The sequence below is a fragment of the Micromonospora sp. R77 genome (assembly GCF_022747945.1).
Classification (GTDB): Bacteria; Actinomycetota; Actinomycetes; order Mycobacteriales; family Micromonosporaceae; genus Micromonospora.
This window is the reverse complement of the sequence record NZ_JALDST010000001.1, coordinates 860038-877170: the sequence shown is the minus strand read 5'-3', so window position 1 is coordinate 877170 and position 17133 is coordinate 860038. Positions and strand designations below refer to the sequence as shown.

Here is a 17133-nt window from a genome sequence, read left to right as displayed (position 1 = left end):
GTCGGTGGTGGCCGGCAGGCAGGCGGCGCCGGGCGGTCAGGCCGATGACGGCGGCCGGCTCGGCGATGCAGGCGGTGCCGACCCGGCGGAACCCGACCCGCAGGTAGACCCGGGCGATCTCCTCGCTGCCGGCGGAGAGGAAGACCAGGTCGGTGCCGGCCGCCCGCAGCTCGTGGGCGAGGGTGGCGGTGACCGCCGCGCCGAGCCCTCGGCGGCGGGCCACCGGCAGGGTGGCCACCCCGGCGATCTCGGCGACGTCGTCGACGCGCATCGCCATCCCGCTGGCCAGCGCCCCCTCCTCGGCCGTCTCCGCGAGCACCGAGACCCGCCGGCCGTCGGCGATCCGGACGCTCTCCTCGGTGAGGGCGGCGACGTCGAGCCGGGCCACCGCCGCGTCCCGTTCCGCCGGCCCGGCCTCGCCGCGGGCGGTGCCGCCGTGCGAGAAGCCGACCGCCGCGACGGCCCGGCGGAGCGCCACGTCGGCGGCGAAGCCGGGCGCGGCCGGGTCGAGCACCCGCACCGGTACGTCGCTGAGCGCCGTCGGGTCGGGCAGGTGCGCCGGGTCGAGCACCATCAGGGGCGCCTCCAGCACGCTCAGCCCGGCGGAGCGGGCCACCGCGAGCAGGTCGGGAGTGACCTCGTGCACCCACTCGAACGCCTCGGGCAGGCCCAGCTCCCGCTGGCGGGCGCGTACCGTGGTCACGTCGGCCAGCGACGGCGGGGCGGAGGCGCCCGGTCGCGGCCGGGCATAGAACGGCCATCCCGCACCGTCGCGGACGAACAGCACCACCCCGCCGTATTCCTCGGTCCGCGCACCGTCGCGGGGCACCGCGTCGTAGAACCGCTCCAACCGGTCGACCAGCTCGGCGCGTACGACATCCACCGCGCGAGACTACACGTCCCAGATGCTGGAAGTGTGATCAATCCGAACTGGCCTTGCGCGGTAAGCCCTAACGTAGACTCAATAAACCCACGAGGGCCGACGTCGTCCCGACCATGATCCAACCTGAGTGACGACAGGAGGCCCGGTGGCCTTTCCGTACCCTCTCAGCAGCCCGCAGTCGGCCCCGCCCGCGAGCGGGCTCTACGACCCCGCCCAGGAGCACGACGCGTGCGGCGTGGCCTTCGTGGCCGACCTGCACGGGCGCCGGTCGCACGAGGTCGTCGCGAACGGGCTCGGCGCGCTCTGCCGGCTGGACCACCGGGGCGCCCGGGGCGCGGAGCACAACACCGGTGACGGCGCCGGCATCATGATCCAGGTGCCGGACGCGTTCCTGCGCGCCGTGGTGGACTTCCCGCTCCCGCCCGCCGGCCAGTACGCCACCGGTCTGGTCTTCCTCCCCGACGACGACGCCGCCGAGGCGCGCGCCCGCCGGGTGGTGGAGAAGTACGCCCTGGTCGAGGGCGCCGACGTGCTGGGTTGGCGGGACGTCCCGACCGACCCGAGCGGGCTGGGCGAGACCGCGCTGGCGGCGATGCCCCGGGTCCGGCAGCTCTTCCTCGCCGCGCACCGGCTCACCGGTTCGCCGGCCGGTCCCGCCGGCTCCCCGCTGACCGGGCTCGACCTGGACCGGGTGGCGTTCTGCGTCCGCAAGCAGGCCGAGCGGGAGACCGCCGAGCGGGGCGTGCCGGCATACTTCCCGTCGCTGTCCGGGCGGACCATGGTCTGGAAGGGCATGCTCACCCCCGACCAGCTCCCCGCGTACTACCCGGAGCTGACCGACTCCCGGGTGGTCAGCGCGATCGCCCTGGTGCACTCGCGGTTCTCCACCAACACCTTCCCGTCCTGGCCGCTGGCCCACCCGTACCGGTTCATCGCGCACAACGGCGAGATCAACACGATCCGGGGCAACCGGAACTGGATGCAGGCCCGCGAGGCGCTGCTGCGCAGCCCGAACCTGCCCGGCAACATCCGCCGGGTGTTCCCGGTCTGCACCCCGGGCGCCTCGGACTCGGCGAACTTCGACGAGGTTCTCGAACTGCTGCACCTGGCCGGGCGGAGCCTGCCGCACGCGGTGCTGATGATGATCCCGGAGGCGTGGGAGAACGACCCGGACATGCGCGCGGACAAGCGCGCCTTCTACCGCTTCCACGCCAGCCTGATGGAGCCGTGGGACGGCCCGGCCTCGGTCGCCTTCACCGACGGCGAGATCGTCGGCGCGGTGCTGGACCGCAACGGCCTGCGCCCCGGCCGCTGGTGGCGTACCGCCGACGGTCTGGTCGTGCTGGGCAGCGAGGCGGGCGTGCTCGACCTCGACCCGGCCGGCGTGGTCGCCAAGGGCCGGCTCCAGCCGGGGAAGATGTTCCTGGTCGACACGGTCAACGGCCGGATCGTCTCGGACGACGAGATCAAGGCCGAGCTGGCCGCCGCGCAGCCGTACGACGAGTGGCTGCACGCCGGCCTGATCGAGCTGGACGACCTGCCGCCGCGCGAGCACATCGTCTACACCCACGACTCGGTCCGCCGCCGCCAGCAGACCTTCGGTTACACCGAGGAGGAGCTGAAGATCCTGCTCGCGCCGATGGCGCGGGTCGGTGCGGAGCCGATCGGCTCGATGGGTACGGACACCCCGATCGCCGCGCTGTCGACCCGGCCGCGGCTGCTCTACGACTACTTCCACCAGCTCTTCGCCCAGGTCACCAACCCGCCGCTGGACGCCATCCGGGAGGAGCTGGTGACCAGCCTGGCGTCGACCATCGGCCCGGAGGGCAACCTGCTGGACCCGGGCGCGGCGAGCTGCCGGCAGATCGTGCTGCCCCATCCGGTGATCGACAACGACGAGCTGGCCAAGATCCTCTCCATCGACGAGGACGGTGACCTGCCCGGCTTCAAGGCGGTCCGGGTCTCCGGTCTCTACCGGGTCCGCGACGGCGGGGCCGGCATCAAGGCCCGGCTGACCGAGATCTGCCGGCACGTCTCCGAGGCGATCGAGGACGGCGTCCGGATCCTGGTGCTGTCGGACCGGGACTCCAACGCCGACCTGGCCCCGATCCCGTCGCTGCTGCTCACCGCGGCGGTGCACCAGCACCTGGTCCGGGAGCAGACCCGGACCCAGGTGGCGCTGGTGGTGGAGTCCGGTGACTGCCGGGAGGTGCACCACGCGGCGGTCCTGATCGGCTACGGCGCGGCGGCGGTCAACCCGTACCTGGCCTTCGAGTCGGTGGAGGACATGATCTCCACGGGCGCGCTGGTGGGCGTGGAGCCGCGCAAGGCGGTCCGCAACCTGGTCAAGGCGCTCGGCAAGGGCGTCCTGAAGATCATGTCGAAGATGGGCATCTCGACGGTCTCGTCGTACTGCGGGGCGCAGGTCTTCGAGGCGGTCGGGCTGGACACCCGGCTGGTCGAGCGCTACTTCCGGGGCACCCCCAGCAAGATCGGCGGGATCGGGCTGGCCGAGATCCACGCCGAGGTGGCCGCCCGGCACGCGCTGGCCTGGCCCGCCCCCGGCACCCAGACCTCGGACCGGCTGGAGGTCGGCGGGGAATACCAGTGGCGGCGCGAGGGCGAGCTGCACCTGTTCAACCCGGAGACGGTCTTCCTGCTCCAGCACGCCACCCGCAGCCGCCAGTACGACGTGTTCCGGCAGTACACCGCCAAGGTCGACGAGCTGGCCGCGCAGGCCGGCTCGCTGCGCGGGCTGTTCCGGCTGCGTACCGGGGTGCGGCCGGCGGTGCCGCTGGAGGAGGTGGAGCCGGCCACCGAGATCGTCAAGCGGTTCGCCACCGGCGCCATGTCGTACGGGTCGATCTCGGCGGAGGCGCACGAGACCCTCGCCATCGCGATGAACCGCCTCGGCGGCAAGTCCAACACCGGCGAGGGCGGCGAGGACGTCGAGCGCCTGCACGACCCGGCGCGTCGCTCCGCGGTCAAGCAGATCGCCAGCGGCCGGTTCGGCGTGACCAGCGAATACCTGGTCAACGCCGACGACCTCCAGATCAAGATGGCGCAGGGCGCGAAGCCCGGCGAGGGCGGTCAGCTGCCCGGCAACAAGGTCTGGCCGTGGATCGCCCGGACCCGGCACGCCACCCCCGGCGTCGGCCTGATCTCGCCGCCGCCGCACCACGACATCTATTCCATCGAGGACCTCGCCCAGCTCGTGCACGACCTGAAGTGCGTGAACCCGGCCGCCCGGGTGCACGTCAAGCTGGTCAGCGAGGTCGGCGTGGGCACCGTCGCGGCGGGCGTCGCCAAGCTCAAGGCCGACGTCATCCTGATCTCCGGCCACGACGGCGGCACCGGCGCGTCCCCGCTGAACTCGCTCAAGCACGCCGGCACCCCGTGGGAGCTGGGCCTGGCCGAGGCGCAGCAGACGCTGCTGCTCAACAAGCTCCGCGACCGGGTCACCGTGCAGGTCGACGGTCAGCTCAAGACCGGCCGGGACGTGCTGATCGCGGCGCTGCTCGGGGCCGAGGAGTTCGGCTTCGCCACCGCGCCGCTGATCGTCGAGGGCTGCGTGATGATGCGGGTCTGCCACCTGGACACCTGTCCGGTCGGCATCGCCACCCAGAACCCGGTGCTGCGCGAGCGGTTCACCGGCAAGCCGGAGTTCGTGGAGAACTTCTTCCTCTTCCTCGCCGAGGAGGTCCGCGGCTACCTCGCCGAGCTGGGCTTCCGGTCGATCGAGGAGGCGATCGGGCAGACCGAGCTGCTCGACCTCGCCCCGGCCATCGACCACTGGAAGGGGCACGGGCTGGACCTGGCGCCCGTACTCCAGCTGCCGGAGCTGCCGGCGGACGCCGCGCGGCGCGGCATCCGGGCCCAGGACCACGGCCTGGAGCTGGCCCTGGACAACGAGCTGATCGCGCTGGCCGAGCCGGCGCTGCGGGACGGCACACCGGTCCGGGTGGAGGTGGCGGTGCGCAACGAGCACCGCAGCGTGGGCGCGATGCTCGGCGGCGAGGTGACCCGCCGCTTCGGCGGCACCGGCCTGCCCACCGACACGATCGAGTTCCTGCTGCGCGGCACCGCCGGCCAGTCCTTCGGCGCGTTCCTGCCGCACGGGGTGACCCTGCGGCTGCACGGCGACGCCAACGACTACGTCGGCAAGGGCCTCTCCGGCGGCCGGCTCGTCGTCCGTCCGGACGCCGCCGCACCGTTCGCCGCGTCCGCGGCCGGGGCGGGGGAGCGGGCCGAGGACCAGATCATCGCCGGCAACACCATCCTGTACGGGGCCACGGCCGGCGAGGTCTTCCTGCGCGGCCGGGTGGGCGAGCGGTTCGCGGTGCGCAACTCCGGCGCGGTCGCGGTGGTCGAGGGCGTCGGCGACCACGGCTGCGAGTACATGACCGGCGGCACGGTGGTGGTGCTGGGCGAGACGGGGCGCAACTTCGCCGCGGGCATGTCCGGCGGCACCGCGTTCGTCTGGCGGCTCGACCGGCGTCGGGTGAACACCGAGCTGGTCGACCTGACCCCGCTGCGGGACGAGGAACGGGACCGGCTGCACGAGCTGGTGCAGCGGCACTTCGCCGAGACCGACTCGGCGGTCGCCGAGGAGCTGTTGAAGCGCTGGCCGGAGGCGGTGGAGGAGTTCACCGCCGTGGTGCCCCGGGACTACCGCCGGGTGCTGGAGATCATGCGGGCCGCCGAAGCCGCCGGCCGTGACGTCGACGACGCGGTGATGACCGCGCTGACCCCGTCCGTGCCGCCCGTCACGCGGGTGGCGGCCCAGGAGGTTGCTCGTGCCTGACCCGAACGGTTTCCTGCGCTACGACCGGCGGCTGCCCGCGCGCCGTCCGGTGCCGGTGCGGATCACCGACTGGCGGGAGGTCTATCCGCCGGCCGGTGAGGAGCTGATCCGCGAGCAGGCCACCCGCTGCATGGACTGCGGCATCCCGTTCTGCCACGAGGGCTGTCCGCTGGGTAACCGCATCCCGGACTGGAACGACCTGGTCCGTACCGGCAACTGGGACGCCGCGGTGGAGTCGCTGCACGCCACCAACAACTTCCCCGAGTTCACCGGCCGGCTCTGCCCGGCGCCCTGCGAGGCGGCGTGCGTGCTGGGCCTGGGCGGTCAGCAGCCGGTGACCATCAAGCAGGTCGAGGTGGAGATCGCGAACGCGGCGGTGGCCCGGGGCGGGCTGCGGCCCGCCCGGTGCCGGCGCCGACCGGCCGGTCGGTCGCCGTGGTCGGCTCCGGGCCCGCCGGGCTCGCCGCCGCGCAGCAGCTCGCCCGCGCCGGTCACGCCGTCACCGTGTACGAGCGCGACGACGCGATCGGTGGCCTGCTCCGGTACGGCATCCCGGACTTCAAGCTGGAGAAGCAGCACATCGACACCCGGTTGGCGCAGCTCACCGCCGAGGGCGTGCAGTTCCGCACCGGGGTGGACGTGGGCGTCGACGTGACCGCCGACGAGCTGCGGGCCCGGCACGACGCGGTGCTGCTGGCCTGCGGCGCGTTGCAGGGCCGGGACACCCCGGAGACGCCCGGCCGCGAGCTGCGCGGCGTACACCAGGCGATGTCGCACCTGGTGGCGGCCAACCGGGTGGTCGCGGCGGCCGGCCAGGGTCGGCCGGCGCTCGCGGTGCTGCCCGACGGCACCCCGATCGACGCGGCCGGCAAGCACGTGGTGATCATCGGCGGTGGCGACACCGCCGCCGACTGCCTCGGTGTGGCCCACCGGCAGGGCGCGGCCGGCGTGCACCAGCTCGACCTCTATCCGGAGCCGCCGGAGAGCCGGGACGCCGAGCGGGACCCGTGGCCGACCTGGCCGTGGGTGCTGCGGAACTATCCGGCGCACGAGGAGGGCGGCGAGCGGGTCTTCGCCGTGGCGGTGCAGGAGTTCGTCGACGACGGTACCGGCCAGGTCAAGGGGGTCCGGATCGCCGAGGTGACCGTGGAGAAGCGGGACGGCCGGCGGATCGTCACCGCGCTGCCCGGCTCCGAGCGGGAGCTGCCGGCGGACCTGGTGCTGCTGGCGATCGGGTTCGAGGGCACCGAGGAGCAGCCGCTGCTGGCGCAGTTCGGGGTCACCCGCAACGCGCGGGGCGCGGTCGACGCCCGGCCCGACTGGCAGACCGACGCGGACGGCGTCTTCGTCGCCGGTGACATGCATCGGGGCGCGTCGCTGATCGTCTGGGCGATCGCCGAGGGCCGCGCGGCGGCGGCCGCGATCCACGCCTACCTGGGCGGGGTGGGCACGCTGCCCGCCCCGGTCGACCCGGCCCGCCAGCCCCTCGCCGCCCGCTGACCCGATCGTCGCCCCGCCCGCTGGCCCGCTTACCCGGCCAGCGCCCCCGGGCCGACAGCGCATCGTCGACGATGCCTCGCCGACCAGGCCTCGTCGGCCCGACGTCGCGGACCAGGGGTGCCCTTGTTCGGGCACCCCTGGTCGGCTGTCGGCCCTGGTGGGTGGCCGCCCGCCCGGTCGGTGCGGCGCCTACGAGTTTGATGACGTCAATGAATCGCGGGTGACGGCGCCCCGGTGGACAACTGCGAGCGCTACTCCCGCCCCGCCGTGAACCGGGGGTGGGCGTCCGCCCGGCCTTCGTTGTGCCGCGCCGGCCCGGCTGACTCTGCGCCGCGCCGGCCCGGCTCGCCCGGTGTCAGTGCAGACGGCTGCGACGTCGTGCCGGAGTGATTCATTGACGACATCAAAGCGGTAGCGGCGCTGGGCGGACGGTTGCCCCTCGTGCAGGGGCGCGTCGGAGAGTGCCGAGCGGACGCCGCGCCGGCGGAGGCCGGCGACCTCAGGTCAGCAATGGCCCGGCCGACGAAGGGCCGGGCGGTTCCAGGGACTGCCCGGACGCTGGGCCAGGGCTGGCCGGTCGCTCAGCGGGCGGGCCGGTCGCCCGTCCCCGGAAGCCGGGGCGGGCGACCGACCGACCGTTCAGTGCGCCAGCGGCTGGTGCGACTGGCGGATCTTCGTCCAGGACTTCGGCTGGGCCGGTGCGGCGGCCCGGGCCGTGGCGGTGGCCAGCTCCGGCCGCCCGGCGGTGAACAGCCAGGTGGTGAAGACCGCGTCCAGGTCCTTCCCCGAGACGGCCTCGGCGAGCGCCCGGAACTGGGCGATGGTGCCGTTGCCGTAGCGGTGCCCGGCGGTCCAGTCGCGCAGGATCCGGAAGAAGGCGTCGTCACCGACGGCCAGCCGGAGCTGGTGCAGCGCCATCGCGCCCCGGTCGTAGACGGCCGCGTCGAAGACCCGGTCGGCGCCCGGGTCACCCGGCAGCACCTGCCAGAACTCGTCGTCGGCCGGATAGTCGGCGTAGGTGAAGTCGAAGAGTTCCTGGGCGGTGCCCTCGCCCTGCTCCTCCGACCAGAGCCACTCGGCGTACGAGGCGAAGCCCTCGTTCAGCCAGATGGCGCTCCAGTCCGCCACCGACACCGAGTCACCGAACCACTGGTGGGCGTTCTCGTGCACCACCACGTACGGGTTCGCGCCGCGCCGCCAGAAGCTCTGCCCGAAGACCGGGCGGGTCTGCGTCTCCAGGGCGAAGCCGAAGCCGTCGATCGGGCCGGCCACCCCGCCCTGCGCCTCGAACGGGTACGGCCCGAACAGGCCGCTCTCCCAGTCGACGATCTCGGCGGTGCGCTCGATGCTGGCCCGGGCGGCCGGTAGGCGCTCGCCCAGCGTGGTGCTGTACGCGTTGACCACCGGCTGCCCGTTCGGCGCGGTGTCGGTGACGATGTCGTACTGCCCGATGGCGATGAACGCCTGGTAGGTGGCGCCCGGCTTGGTGCTGCGCCAGCTCCACCGGGTGCGGTTGCCGGCCTCGGCCAGCGGCGGGCGGGGCTGCACGCCGTTGCTGATCACTTCGACGCCGGTGGGCACCGAGACGGAGACGTCCCAGGTCGCCTTGTCCTTCGGGTGGTCGTTGCTGGGGAACCACCACCAGGCCGACTCCGGCTCGTTGACCGCGAGCGCCCCGTCGGCGACGCGGGTCCAGGAGGTGAAGCCCGGCGTGCTCACCTGCGACGGAATGCCGCTGTACTTCACCACGACGGTGAGCGGCTGCCCGTCGGCGATCGGCCGGGCCGGGTCCACCACGAGTTCGTGGACGCCCTCCCGGTGGAAGCTCGCCGGCCAGCCGTTGACCCGGACGGACTCCACGTCGAGGAGGAAGTCGAGGTCGAACCGGGACAGCGCCTGGGTGGCCCGCGCCAGGATGGTGGTGGTGCCGCTGAGCCGGTCGGTGGCCGGCTCGTAGCGCAGCCGAATGTCGTAGTGGTCGACGTCGTAGCCGCCGTTGCCGTAGTCGGCGAAGTAGCTGTCGCCCAGCCCGGGGCTGCCGGGGGTGCCGGTGGCCGAGGCGGGTGCCGGCCGGCGCGGGCCCGGTGGGGCGGCGGCGTGGCCGAGGCGCCGGTGGCGACGGTGCCGGCGGTGGTGACGGTCAGCGCGGCGATGGCCGCGGTCAGGACGCGTCGCACGAGGTGGACTCCCTCCATCGTGGTGTGGGGCACCGGCCAACCTAATCGACAGATGTGAACATGTCTGTCCGTGCGCGGCGATCGCACTATTCATTTTGTGTCGATGTTTCGATAGCATTACCGGCCAGTAACGCCACCCCACCCCAGGCCACGCGCGCGGTCGAAGGGCTCCACCACCCCTGTTCCGTGGAGGTCCCGTCATGTTCCGTCGCGCCCGCACCGCGCTGGTCGCCGTCCTCGCCGCCGCCCTCGGCGCCGTCGGAATCCCCGGCGTCGCCCAGGCGGCCACCGTCAACTACGTCGCGCTCGGCGACTCCTACTCCTCCGGCGTCGGCGCCGGCCCGTACGACCTCTCCACCTGCCTGCGCAGCCAGAAGTCGTACGCGCCGCTGTGGGCCGCCGCCCACGCGGTCACCAGCTTCCGCTTCCCGGCCTGCGGCGGCGCGGTCACCGCCGATGTCATCAACAGCCAGGTCAACTCGCTCAGCAGCACCACCACCCTGGTCACCATCACCATCGGCGGCAACGACGCCGGCTTCGCCGACGTGATCAGCAGCTGCCGCTTCGGCAGCACGTCGACCTGCACCACCGCGGTGAACAACGCGAAGAGCTTCGCCACCGGCACGCTGCCCGGCCGGCTCGGCGCCACCTACGCCGCGATCCGGAACCGGGCCCCGAACGCCCGGCTGGTGGTGCTCGGCTACCCCCGGCTGTTCGAGACGAACTGGTGCGGCCTGCTGGCCATGAGCACCTACAAGCGGACCATCCTCAACGAAGCCGCCGACCTGCTCGCCTCGGTCACCGCCACCCGGGCCGGCGCGGCCGGCGCGACCTTCGTGGACACCCGCTCCGCCTTCGCCGGGCACGGGGTCTGCGCCGCCGACCCGTGGATCCACGACGTCAGCGGGGTCGTCGAGGCGTACCACCCGGACGCCGACGGCTACCGGTACGGCTACCTCAAGGCGCTGACCGACGCGATCGGCTGACGTACGCCGACGGCCGGCACCCCCCACCCGGGGTGCCGGCCGTCGCGCGCGTCGGGTCAGGACACGTGGGCGTTGCTCGGCCGCCCCCACGGGCCGGTGATGGCGAAGACGTACCCCGGGTCCTGGATGTTGGCGAAGAGGATCGTCCCGTCCGCGCTGAACGTCGGGCCGGTGAACTCGCTTTCGTTGATCTCGTTCCGGGCCAGCGGGTACGCCTTGCCCTGCGCGGTCACCCCGACCAGGTGCGACACCCCCTCGCCGTCCTCGGCCAGGATCACCCCGCCGTACGGGGAGACGGTGATGTTGTCCGGCCCGTCGAAGTTGCCGGCGTCGGCGTCCGGGTCGGCGTTCACCCCGAAGATGGTCTTCAGGGTGATCGTCTCGGTGCGCGGGTCGTAGAACCAGACCTGACCGTCGTGCTCGTTGACGCTGCCGTCGTCGGTGCGGGCGAAGCTGGCCACGAAGTAGGCGCCGCCGTCGGCCCACCAGGCGCCCTCCAGCTTGCGGCTGCGGGTCACCTGCTCGTCGGTGAACTGCTTGCGCACCGAGACGGTCTTCGCGTCCCGGTCCGGCACGTCCACCCACTGCACCCGGTAGCGGGTGCCCGGCGTGGTGGCCTCGGAGAGGTCGGCGACGTGCCGGCCGCCGAGGTAGCAGCTCATCGCCTGGAGGCTGCCCACGGTGTCGCCGTCGGGGCGCTCCGCCAGGGCGCGCAGCGCGCCCTTGCCGGCCCGGAAACCGGCCGGCGGCGTCCACCGGAAGTACAGGCCGTGCGGCCCGCTGGCGTCCTCGGTGAGGAAGATCGAGTGGGTGTACGGGTCGACCGCCACCGCCTCGTGGGAGTAGCGGCCGAGGAACTTCAGCGGCACCGGGTTCTGGTTGGCGGCCCGGTCGTGCGGGTCGACCTCGAAGACGTACCCGTGGTCCTTGAGGTATTTCCCGCCGGCCTTCTGCTCGGTCTCCTCGCAGGTCAGCCAGGTGCCCCACGGGGTGATGCCGCCGGCGCAGTTGTTGTGCGTGCCGGCCACGCTGACGTACTCGCGCAGCCGCCGGCCGTGCTGGTCCACCTCGATGGTGGTGGTGCCGCCCCGGGCACCCGGGTCGTAGGTCAGCCCGGCCAGCGCCGGCACGCCGTACGGCTCGCTGCCGCCGATCTCGTGGTTGTTGACCAGCACCGAGCCGTGCGGGCTGCGGAAGCAGCCGGTGCCGTCGGCGTCGCTCGGCGTCGGCTGCCCGGACTCCAGCAGCGTCGCGCCGGCCTGCGCCACGATCGTGTACGAGAAGCCCGGCGGCAGGGCCAGCAGGCCGGCCGGGTCCGGGACGAGCTCGCCGTAGCCGACCGCCGGCCGGGTCGCGGCCCGGGCCGCTGCCGGTCCGGCGATGGCCTCCAGGTTGCCGGCCACCACGATGCCGAGGCCACCGGCCGCGCCGCCGCGCAGCAGGGAGCGGCGGGAGAAGGGGGAGGAGGTCACGTCGTCGCCTTCCTGTTTCACTCGGGTCGTTCCACCTGCAGGCAAGCCGTCCCGGGGGAACGGCGGACCACGCGGTCGACGGCGCCGAGGTGAACAGTGGACCAACGCTCCGTGCAGCCGCCCGCGCGGTGCCGGTCCGGGTGCGTGGGCTCGCGCGCTGTGCCCATCCGGTACGCGTCCGTTAGGGTTCCTCCGATCGGTCCGGGGCGTCGGAGGGGCAGAGGGTGGGCAGGCTCGCGACGGCGTACGGGCAGGCGGTCGCCGCGCACCGCGGGCGCTGCGGCGCTGGCAGCGGGCCCGGCAGGCGCTCGCCGCCGCCGGTCCGACCGCCCCGGGCAGTCCCGAGCTGGTGGCCCGGCTGGCCCGGCTCGGCACCGAGCTGGCCGGCAGCGCCGGCACCGCCGACCTGACCGCCGCTCCGGTGCCGGTGCGGATCGGCGAGGCGACCACCCTGGACGGCGGGTTCCCGGTGCTGGTGCCGCTGGCCGGTGGCACCCACCTCGCGGTGGACGTCGACGCCCGCGACCCCCGGGTCGGTGAGCTGCTGCGCGCGCTGGTCGTCGCGCTGCTCGCCGCCGCGCCGGCCGGCACGGTCCGGGTCGCCGGGATCGACCCGGCTGCCTTCGGGGCCGCCTTCCTGCCGTTGCGCCCACTGCTGGACGCCGGCGTGCTCGCCCCGGCGGCCACCACCGCCGCCGAGGTGCGGCGCTGCTGGACGAGGCGGAACGGCACGCCCGTACCGCCCAGCACGCCGGTGCGGCCGGTCAGGAGCTGCTGCTGATCGTGGCCGCGTCGGCCCCGCCGCCCAGGAGCTGGCCCGGCTGGCCGCGCTCACCCACGCCGGCCCGGCCGCGGCGGTCTGCGTCCTGCTCGCCGGTCACCCGCCGGCCGGTCCGGCGGGCGCGCCGCCGCTGGGCGCCACCACCCAGCTGCGCCTCAACGAGCAGTACGCGCTGGTCGGCGACCCGCCCGGGCAGCCGTTCAGCGTCGACGGCAGCGGGCTGGCCGCCGCCGTCGTGCTCGCCGTCGACCCGCCCGCCGGCACGGTCGCCGCCCTCGGTGCCCGCCTCGCCGCCGCCACCCGACGGGCCGAGGCGGTGCGCTTCGCCGACCTGCTGCCCGAGCGGCACTGGACCGAGTCGTCGGCCACCGGCCTGCGTACCGTCCTCGGCCGGTCCGGACGGCAATCCGTCAGCGTCGCCTTCGACGACGCCACCCCGCACTGGCTGGTCGGCGGCCGGACCGGGGCCGGCAAGACGGTGCTGCTGCTCGACGTGCTCTACGGCCTCGCCGCCCGCTATGCCCCCACCGAACTCCAGCTGCACCTGCTCGACTTCAAGGAGGGGGTGAGCTTCACCGAGTTCGTCCCCACCGAGCGTGACCCGTCCTGGTTGCCGCACGCCCGCGCCGTCGGCATCGAGTCCGACCGGGAGTACGGCGTGGCCGTGCTGCGTGACCTGCGCGAGGAGCTGACCCGGCGGGCCGGCCTGCTCAAGCGGCACGGCGTCACCAAGCTCGCCGACCTGCCCCCGAACGCCCGGCCGCCCCGGGTCGTCACCGTGGTCGACGAGTTCCACGTGCTGCTGGCCGGCAACGACGCGCTCGCCCGGCAGGCCGTCGACCTGCTGGAGGAGTTGGCCCGCAAGGGCCGCTCGTACGGCCTGCACCTGGTGCTGGCCAGCCAGAGCACCACCGGCATCGAGGCCCTCTACGGCCGGGCCGAGGCGATCTTCGGCCAGTTCCCGCTGCGGATCGCGCTGCCCGGCGGCAGCGGCGTGCTGGACCCGCTCAACGACGCCGCGAAGACCCTCACGGTCGGTGCCGCCGTCGTGAACACCGCAGGCGGGGTGGCCGGCGCGAACACCGAGGTCCGCTTCCCCGACGCGCACGCCGCCGCCAAGGACCTGGCGACGCTGCGCCACGACCTGTGGGCGGCCCGGCCGGCGGGCGCGCGACCCCCCACCGTCTTCCGGGGGTACGAGACGCCCCGGCTGGCCGACGATCCGACCTGGACCGCGCTGCGGCCCGGCACCGACCCGCCGCTCGCGCTGGTCGGCCGGACGGTCGACGTGGCCGGCAGCCCCGCCGGGTTCCGCCTGGACGCCACCCCGGCCGGCACCTCGCCGTGGTCGGCACGGACGACTCCGGCGTCGGCGTGCTGCGGGCGGCCACCCTCGCCCTGGCCCGGCAGCACGTCAAGGGCACCGCCCGGTTCCTGCTCGCCCCGCTCGCCCCCGGCACGGTCGGCCGCGCCGACGACCTGGCGATGACCCTGGCCGCCGCCGGCCACCGGGTCGAACGCCTCGACGCCGCCGCCCTGCGCGACCGCATCCCCCTGCTCGCCACCCCGAACGTGGACGCCGAGGACCGGACCTATCTGGTGGTCTTCGGGGTGGACGCGGCCTCCGCCACCCTGGCCGCCGCCGACCCGGTCACCTTCCGTTCCGGGCACGACGACCTGCGGGCCCTGCTGCGGCTGGGCCCCGGGCACGGGGTGCACCTGCTCGGCTGGTGGCGCGGGCTGCGCCGGCTCGGCGAGGACCTCGGCGGCACCCAGCACCGCGACGACGTGGCCTGCCTGGTCGCGCTGAACGTGCCCGGCAACGACCTCGGCCTGCACCTGGGCGTGCACGACCTGAGCTACACCCCGCGCGCCGGCCGCGCCCTGCTGGTGGACCGGCACGAGCAGCGGACCAGCCTGATCGTGCCCTTCGTTGACGACCCGGACGAGCAGGAGTGACGGTGGCCGGATTCGACGAGTACGCGGCCGTCGCCCGGGAGCTCTCCACCCGGCGGCGCGGCGGGGAGCAGGCCGTCGCCGCCGAGACGGAACGCCGCCGCACCCTGCACACCGCCGTCGAGCAGCTCGGTCAGCGGCTCACCGCCCAGGGCCAGCGCCTCGACCAGCTCGGCCGGGCCATCGGCGTCGACGCCACCGAGCGGCCCGCCGCACCCGCCGTACCCCCGGATGACCGGGCGGACGACCCGGCGGGGAGCTGGCGGCGGCCGGGCAGCTCGCCGACTCCGCCGACCGGCACGGGCAGCAGGCCGAGGCGCTCGCGCACCGGCCCGCGCTGCTGCCCACCTGGTCGCCGCAGGCCCGGGCGGTCGCCGTGTACGCGGCCTGCGCCCTCGCGGGCGGCGTGCTGCTGCTCTTCGCGGCGGTCTCCCCGGCGACCCAGGCGCTCGGCCTGGGCCTGGTGCTCGCCGCGATGTGCACCGGCGTGCCGGTCGCCGGGTTCCTCGCCGGCTATCTGATCCTCGGCCGCTGGGGCAGCCCGGTGATCGACGGTCCCGTGCCGACGCCCCGGTACGTCCCGCTCGGCTTCGTGCTCTGCGCCCTGCTCTCCCCGACCCTCTACTGCGCCTACCTTCTGGCTTTCCGCCTCCTCCGCTGACCGTGGGGGGCACTCTTCCTGGATCTTGGAAACTTCGGGCCCTCAGGGGACCGTTTCCTTCCAAGATCTCCGCAACGGAAGTCGATCGCCCGGCGGATTCGGCTATGTGGCGGCCCGGACCCAGCCCAGGAAGCGGTCCTTCAGGCGCGGAGCGGTGCCCTGGTCGAGGTCGGCCAGGTGCTCCCGGGCGACCGTCATCAGCGACGCCAGATGGACCAGCAGGCCCACCCGGTCGTGGCCGTACTCGCGCAACAGGGACAGCCGCGCCGGCCCGCACGGCCACGGGTGTGCGCAGGCGCGGCACAGCCAGGTCGGCGGCAGGGCGGTGTGCTCGCGGCGTTGGGGGAGGGCCGTCACCGGGTGGCTCCCGCCCGCCTGCGGGCCGGCGCGCTCGGGGTGGGATCGGGCAGCCGGCGCAGGCCGTCACGGAGGACGAACAGTTCCCGCTTGGCGACCGCCTGACCCGCCCGGCCGAGCTGGTAGACCTCGATCCACGTCCAGCCGTAGGGCGGGTGCCGGTCGGTCAGTTCGCGCACGACCCGGACCCGGATCGGGACGGTGAACTGCGGGGACGCCTCGCGGGTCAGCAGCAGCAGCTCACCGGCCCTGATTCGCCGGGTCGTCTCGGGCACCGCGTCCCCCTGTTCGTCAGTGGTCGGGAGGGGCCGCCCGGGGTGAGCGTCCGGGGCGGCCCCCGACAGGACGCGACCGCCGGGCTCCGCCTCCACCGGCCGCGCCGTCCTCTGTGGGCAAGATTTCCGCCTGTCACTGGTCAGATACACCGCGTAGCGATATGGTCGGCGGATATTTCAGACATCCCACGGAGGAGCCGTGAACGACGCGTTACGGGTGGCGCTGCACGAGACCGGGCTCACCACAGAGGCCCTCGCGGAGCGGGTGGGGGTGGACCCGAAGACCGTGGGGCGGTGGCTCAGCGAGGGGCGGATCCCGCACGGACGGCACCGGGTGTCGGCGGCCGAGGTGCTGCGGCGGGACGTGTCGGACATCTGGCCGGACACTTCGAGACGTCGTGAGCCGGTCTGGTTCCGTCCCTGGCAGGAGATCGAGCGCGAGGCGGTGTCGCTGCGGTCCTTTGAGCCGCTGGTACTGCCGGGCCTGCTTCAGACCGAGGCGTATGCGCGGGCCGTGCTTGACGGAGGTGGCCTGATTCCGCGCGGTGATGTGGAGCGTCACCTTGCCGCCCGCCTCGCCCGGCAGGGCGTGTTGCGCCGGGACGATCCGCCGCAGTTCACCGCCGTCGTCGACGAGGGGGTGCTGCGCCGGCCGGTGGGTGGTCGGGACACCATGCGTGAGCAGGTAAAGGCCCTGGTGGACGCCTGCGCCGAGCCGCACATCCGGGTCCACGTCGTGCCGTCCACCGTGGGCGTCTACGCCGGACTGAACGGGCCGTTCGTGATCGCGACCCTGCCGGACCACCGGGTCGCCGGCTATCTGGACAATCAGTTGCAGGGGCAAGTGGCTAGCGATCCCGACGACCTCGCGGCCATGATGACGGCGTGGGAGAACGTGCGCGGCGAGGCGCTCTCCCACCGGCAGTCAGTCGACCTTCTCGGGGAAGTGGCGCAGACATGGAGTTGATCGGCGCGCGGTGGCGCAAGAGCAGCCGCAGCAGCGGCAACGGCGGCAACTGTGTCGAGGTCGCCGACAACCTGCCCGGGGTGGTCGGGGTCCGCGACTCCAAGGACCCGACCGGCCCGGCCCTGACCTTCACCCCCGACGCCTGGCGGACCTTCGTCACCCGGCTGCCCGGCCGGCGCCCCTGACCCGCTCCCTCGTCGGAGCGGCGGCTCCTTCAGGTCGCTGCGAGCCCGCAGATCGTCCGGCCGATCCTGTGCCGGCTGAGCCCGAGGGCATGCGTCGCCGCGGGGAAAGGGCCGGCCGCCATCCCGTAT

13 protein-coding genes and 2 pseudogenes are annotated in these 17133 nt (G+C 74.1%); 9 read left to right on the top strand and 6 right to left on the bottom strand.

Annotated features, from left to right (window positions below; translation table 11 throughout):
- Positions 1 to 43 precede the first annotated feature (43 nt).
- Positions 44 to 883, bottom strand: a pseudogene (locus MRQ36_RS03760) (GNAT family N-acetyltransferase); the annotation flags it as partial.
- A 145-nt stretch (positions 884 to 1028) separates the two neighbouring features.
- On the opposite strand from MRQ36_RS03760, the gene gltB reads away from it, so the two are divergent.
- Together gltB and MRQ36_RS03750 are read left to right on the top strand one after the other, a co-directional pair.
- On the top strand, positions 1029 to 5687 hold the full coding sequence (gene gltB / locus MRQ36_RS03755) for a glutamate synthase large subunit (RefSeq protein WP_242792794.1): 4659 nt from the start codon (positions 1029 to 1031) through the stop codon (positions 5685 to 5687).
- A pseudogene (locus MRQ36_RS03750) lies at positions 5680 to 7187 on the top strand (glutamate synthase subunit beta). Before gltB ends, MRQ36_RS03750 begins: the two are co-directional and overlap by 8 nt.
- Positions 7188 to 7826: 639 nt before the next feature.
- Here MRQ36_RS03750 and MRQ36_RS03745 read toward each other — a convergent pair.
- The gene (locus MRQ36_RS03745) at positions 7827 to 9404 is read right to left on the bottom strand and encodes a M1 family metallopeptidase (RefSeq protein WP_242792792.1); all 1578 of its coding nucleotides are present in this window, start codon (positions 9402 to 9404) and stop codon (positions 7827 to 7829) included.
- A 160-nt stretch (positions 9405 to 9564) separates the two neighbouring features.
- Between MRQ36_RS03745 and MRQ36_RS03740 the strand changes: the two genes are divergently transcribed.
- Entirely contained in the window at positions 9565 to 10350 is a 786-nt protein-coding gene (locus MRQ36_RS03740) for an SGNH/GDSL hydrolase family protein (RefSeq protein WP_242792790.1), read from the top strand.
- Between the two features lie 56 nt (positions 10351 to 10406).
- Here the strand turns inward: MRQ36_RS03740 and MRQ36_RS03735 are convergent, their stop codons facing one another.
- Complete coding sequence (locus tag MRQ36_RS03735; protein ID WP_242792788.1) at positions 10407 to 11822, bottom strand: alkaline phosphatase PhoX; 1416 nt, start codon at positions 11820 to 11822, stop codon at positions 10407 to 10409.
- Between the two features lie 349 nt (positions 11823 to 12171).
- Here MRQ36_RS03735 and MRQ36_RS03730 point away from each other — a divergent pair, with 349 nt between their 5' ends.
- From MRQ36_RS03730 to MRQ36_RS03720, 3 genes are all read left to right on the top strand, one after another.
- Positions 12172 to 12603, top strand: a complete 432-nt coding sequence (locus tag MRQ36_RS03730) for a hypothetical protein (RefSeq protein ID WP_242792786.1) — start codon at positions 12172 to 12174, stop codon at positions 12601 to 12603.
- A gap of 235 nt (positions 12604 to 12838) precedes the next feature.
- Entirely contained in the window at positions 12839 to 14092 is a 1254-nt protein-coding gene (locus MRQ36_RS03725) for an FtsK/SpoIIIE domain-containing protein (protein ID WP_242792784.1), read from the top strand.
- Positions 13978 to 14562, top strand: coding sequence for a hypothetical protein (locus MRQ36_RS03720; protein WP_242792782.1), 585 nt, complete (start codon positions 13978 to 13980; stop codon positions 14560 to 14562). Before MRQ36_RS03725 ends, MRQ36_RS03720 begins: the two co-directional genes overlap by 115 nt.
- A gap of 130 nt (positions 14563 to 14692) precedes the next feature.
- Here MRQ36_RS03720 and MRQ36_RS03715 read toward each other — a convergent pair whose 3' ends face one another.
- A complete protein-coding gene (locus MRQ36_RS03715) occupies positions 14693 to 14887 on the bottom strand; it encodes a hypothetical protein (protein ID WP_242792780.1) in 195 nt (64 codons plus the stop codon).
- A gap of 48 nt (positions 14888 to 14935) precedes the next feature.
- Between MRQ36_RS03715 and MRQ36_RS03710 the strand changes: the two genes are divergently transcribed.
- Positions 14936 to 15220 carry a hypothetical protein gene (locus tag MRQ36_RS03710; protein WP_242792778.1) on the top strand — a complete coding sequence of 95 codons (285 nt, stop codon included), beginning with the start codon at positions 14936 to 14938 and terminating at the stop codon, positions 15218 to 15220.
- A 102-nt stretch (positions 15221 to 15322) separates the two neighbouring features.
- Here MRQ36_RS03710 and MRQ36_RS03705 read toward each other — a convergent pair whose 3' ends face one another.
- The gene (locus MRQ36_RS03705; protein ID WP_242792776.1) at positions 15323 to 15577 is read right to left on the bottom strand and encodes a flavin reductase; all 255 of its coding nucleotides are present in this window, start codon (positions 15575 to 15577) and stop codon (positions 15323 to 15325) included.
- Positions 15574 to 15852 carry a hypothetical protein gene (locus MRQ36_RS03700; RefSeq protein WP_242792774.1) on the bottom strand — a complete coding sequence of 93 codons (279 nt, stop codon included), beginning with the start codon at positions 15850 to 15852 and terminating at the stop codon, positions 15574 to 15576. Before MRQ36_RS03700 ends, MRQ36_RS03705 begins: the two co-directional genes overlap by 4 nt.
- Before the next feature lie 199 nt (positions 15853 to 16051).
- On the opposite strand from MRQ36_RS03700, the gene MRQ36_RS03695 reads away from it, so the two are divergent.
- Together MRQ36_RS03695 and MRQ36_RS03690 are read left to right on the top strand one after the other, a co-directional pair.
- Positions 16052 to 16819 (top strand): helix-turn-helix transcriptional regulator, encoded by a 768-nt coding sequence (locus MRQ36_RS03695; RefSeq protein WP_242792772.1) that lies wholly within the window; start codon positions 16052 to 16054, stop codon positions 16817 to 16819.
- Complete coding sequence (locus tag MRQ36_RS03690) at positions 16810 to 17004, top strand: DUF397 domain-containing protein (RefSeq protein ID WP_242792771.1); 195 nt, start codon at positions 16810 to 16812, stop codon at positions 17002 to 17004. Before MRQ36_RS03695 ends, MRQ36_RS03690 begins: the two co-directional genes overlap by 10 nt.
- Positions 17005 to 17133: the final 129 nt, after the last annotated feature.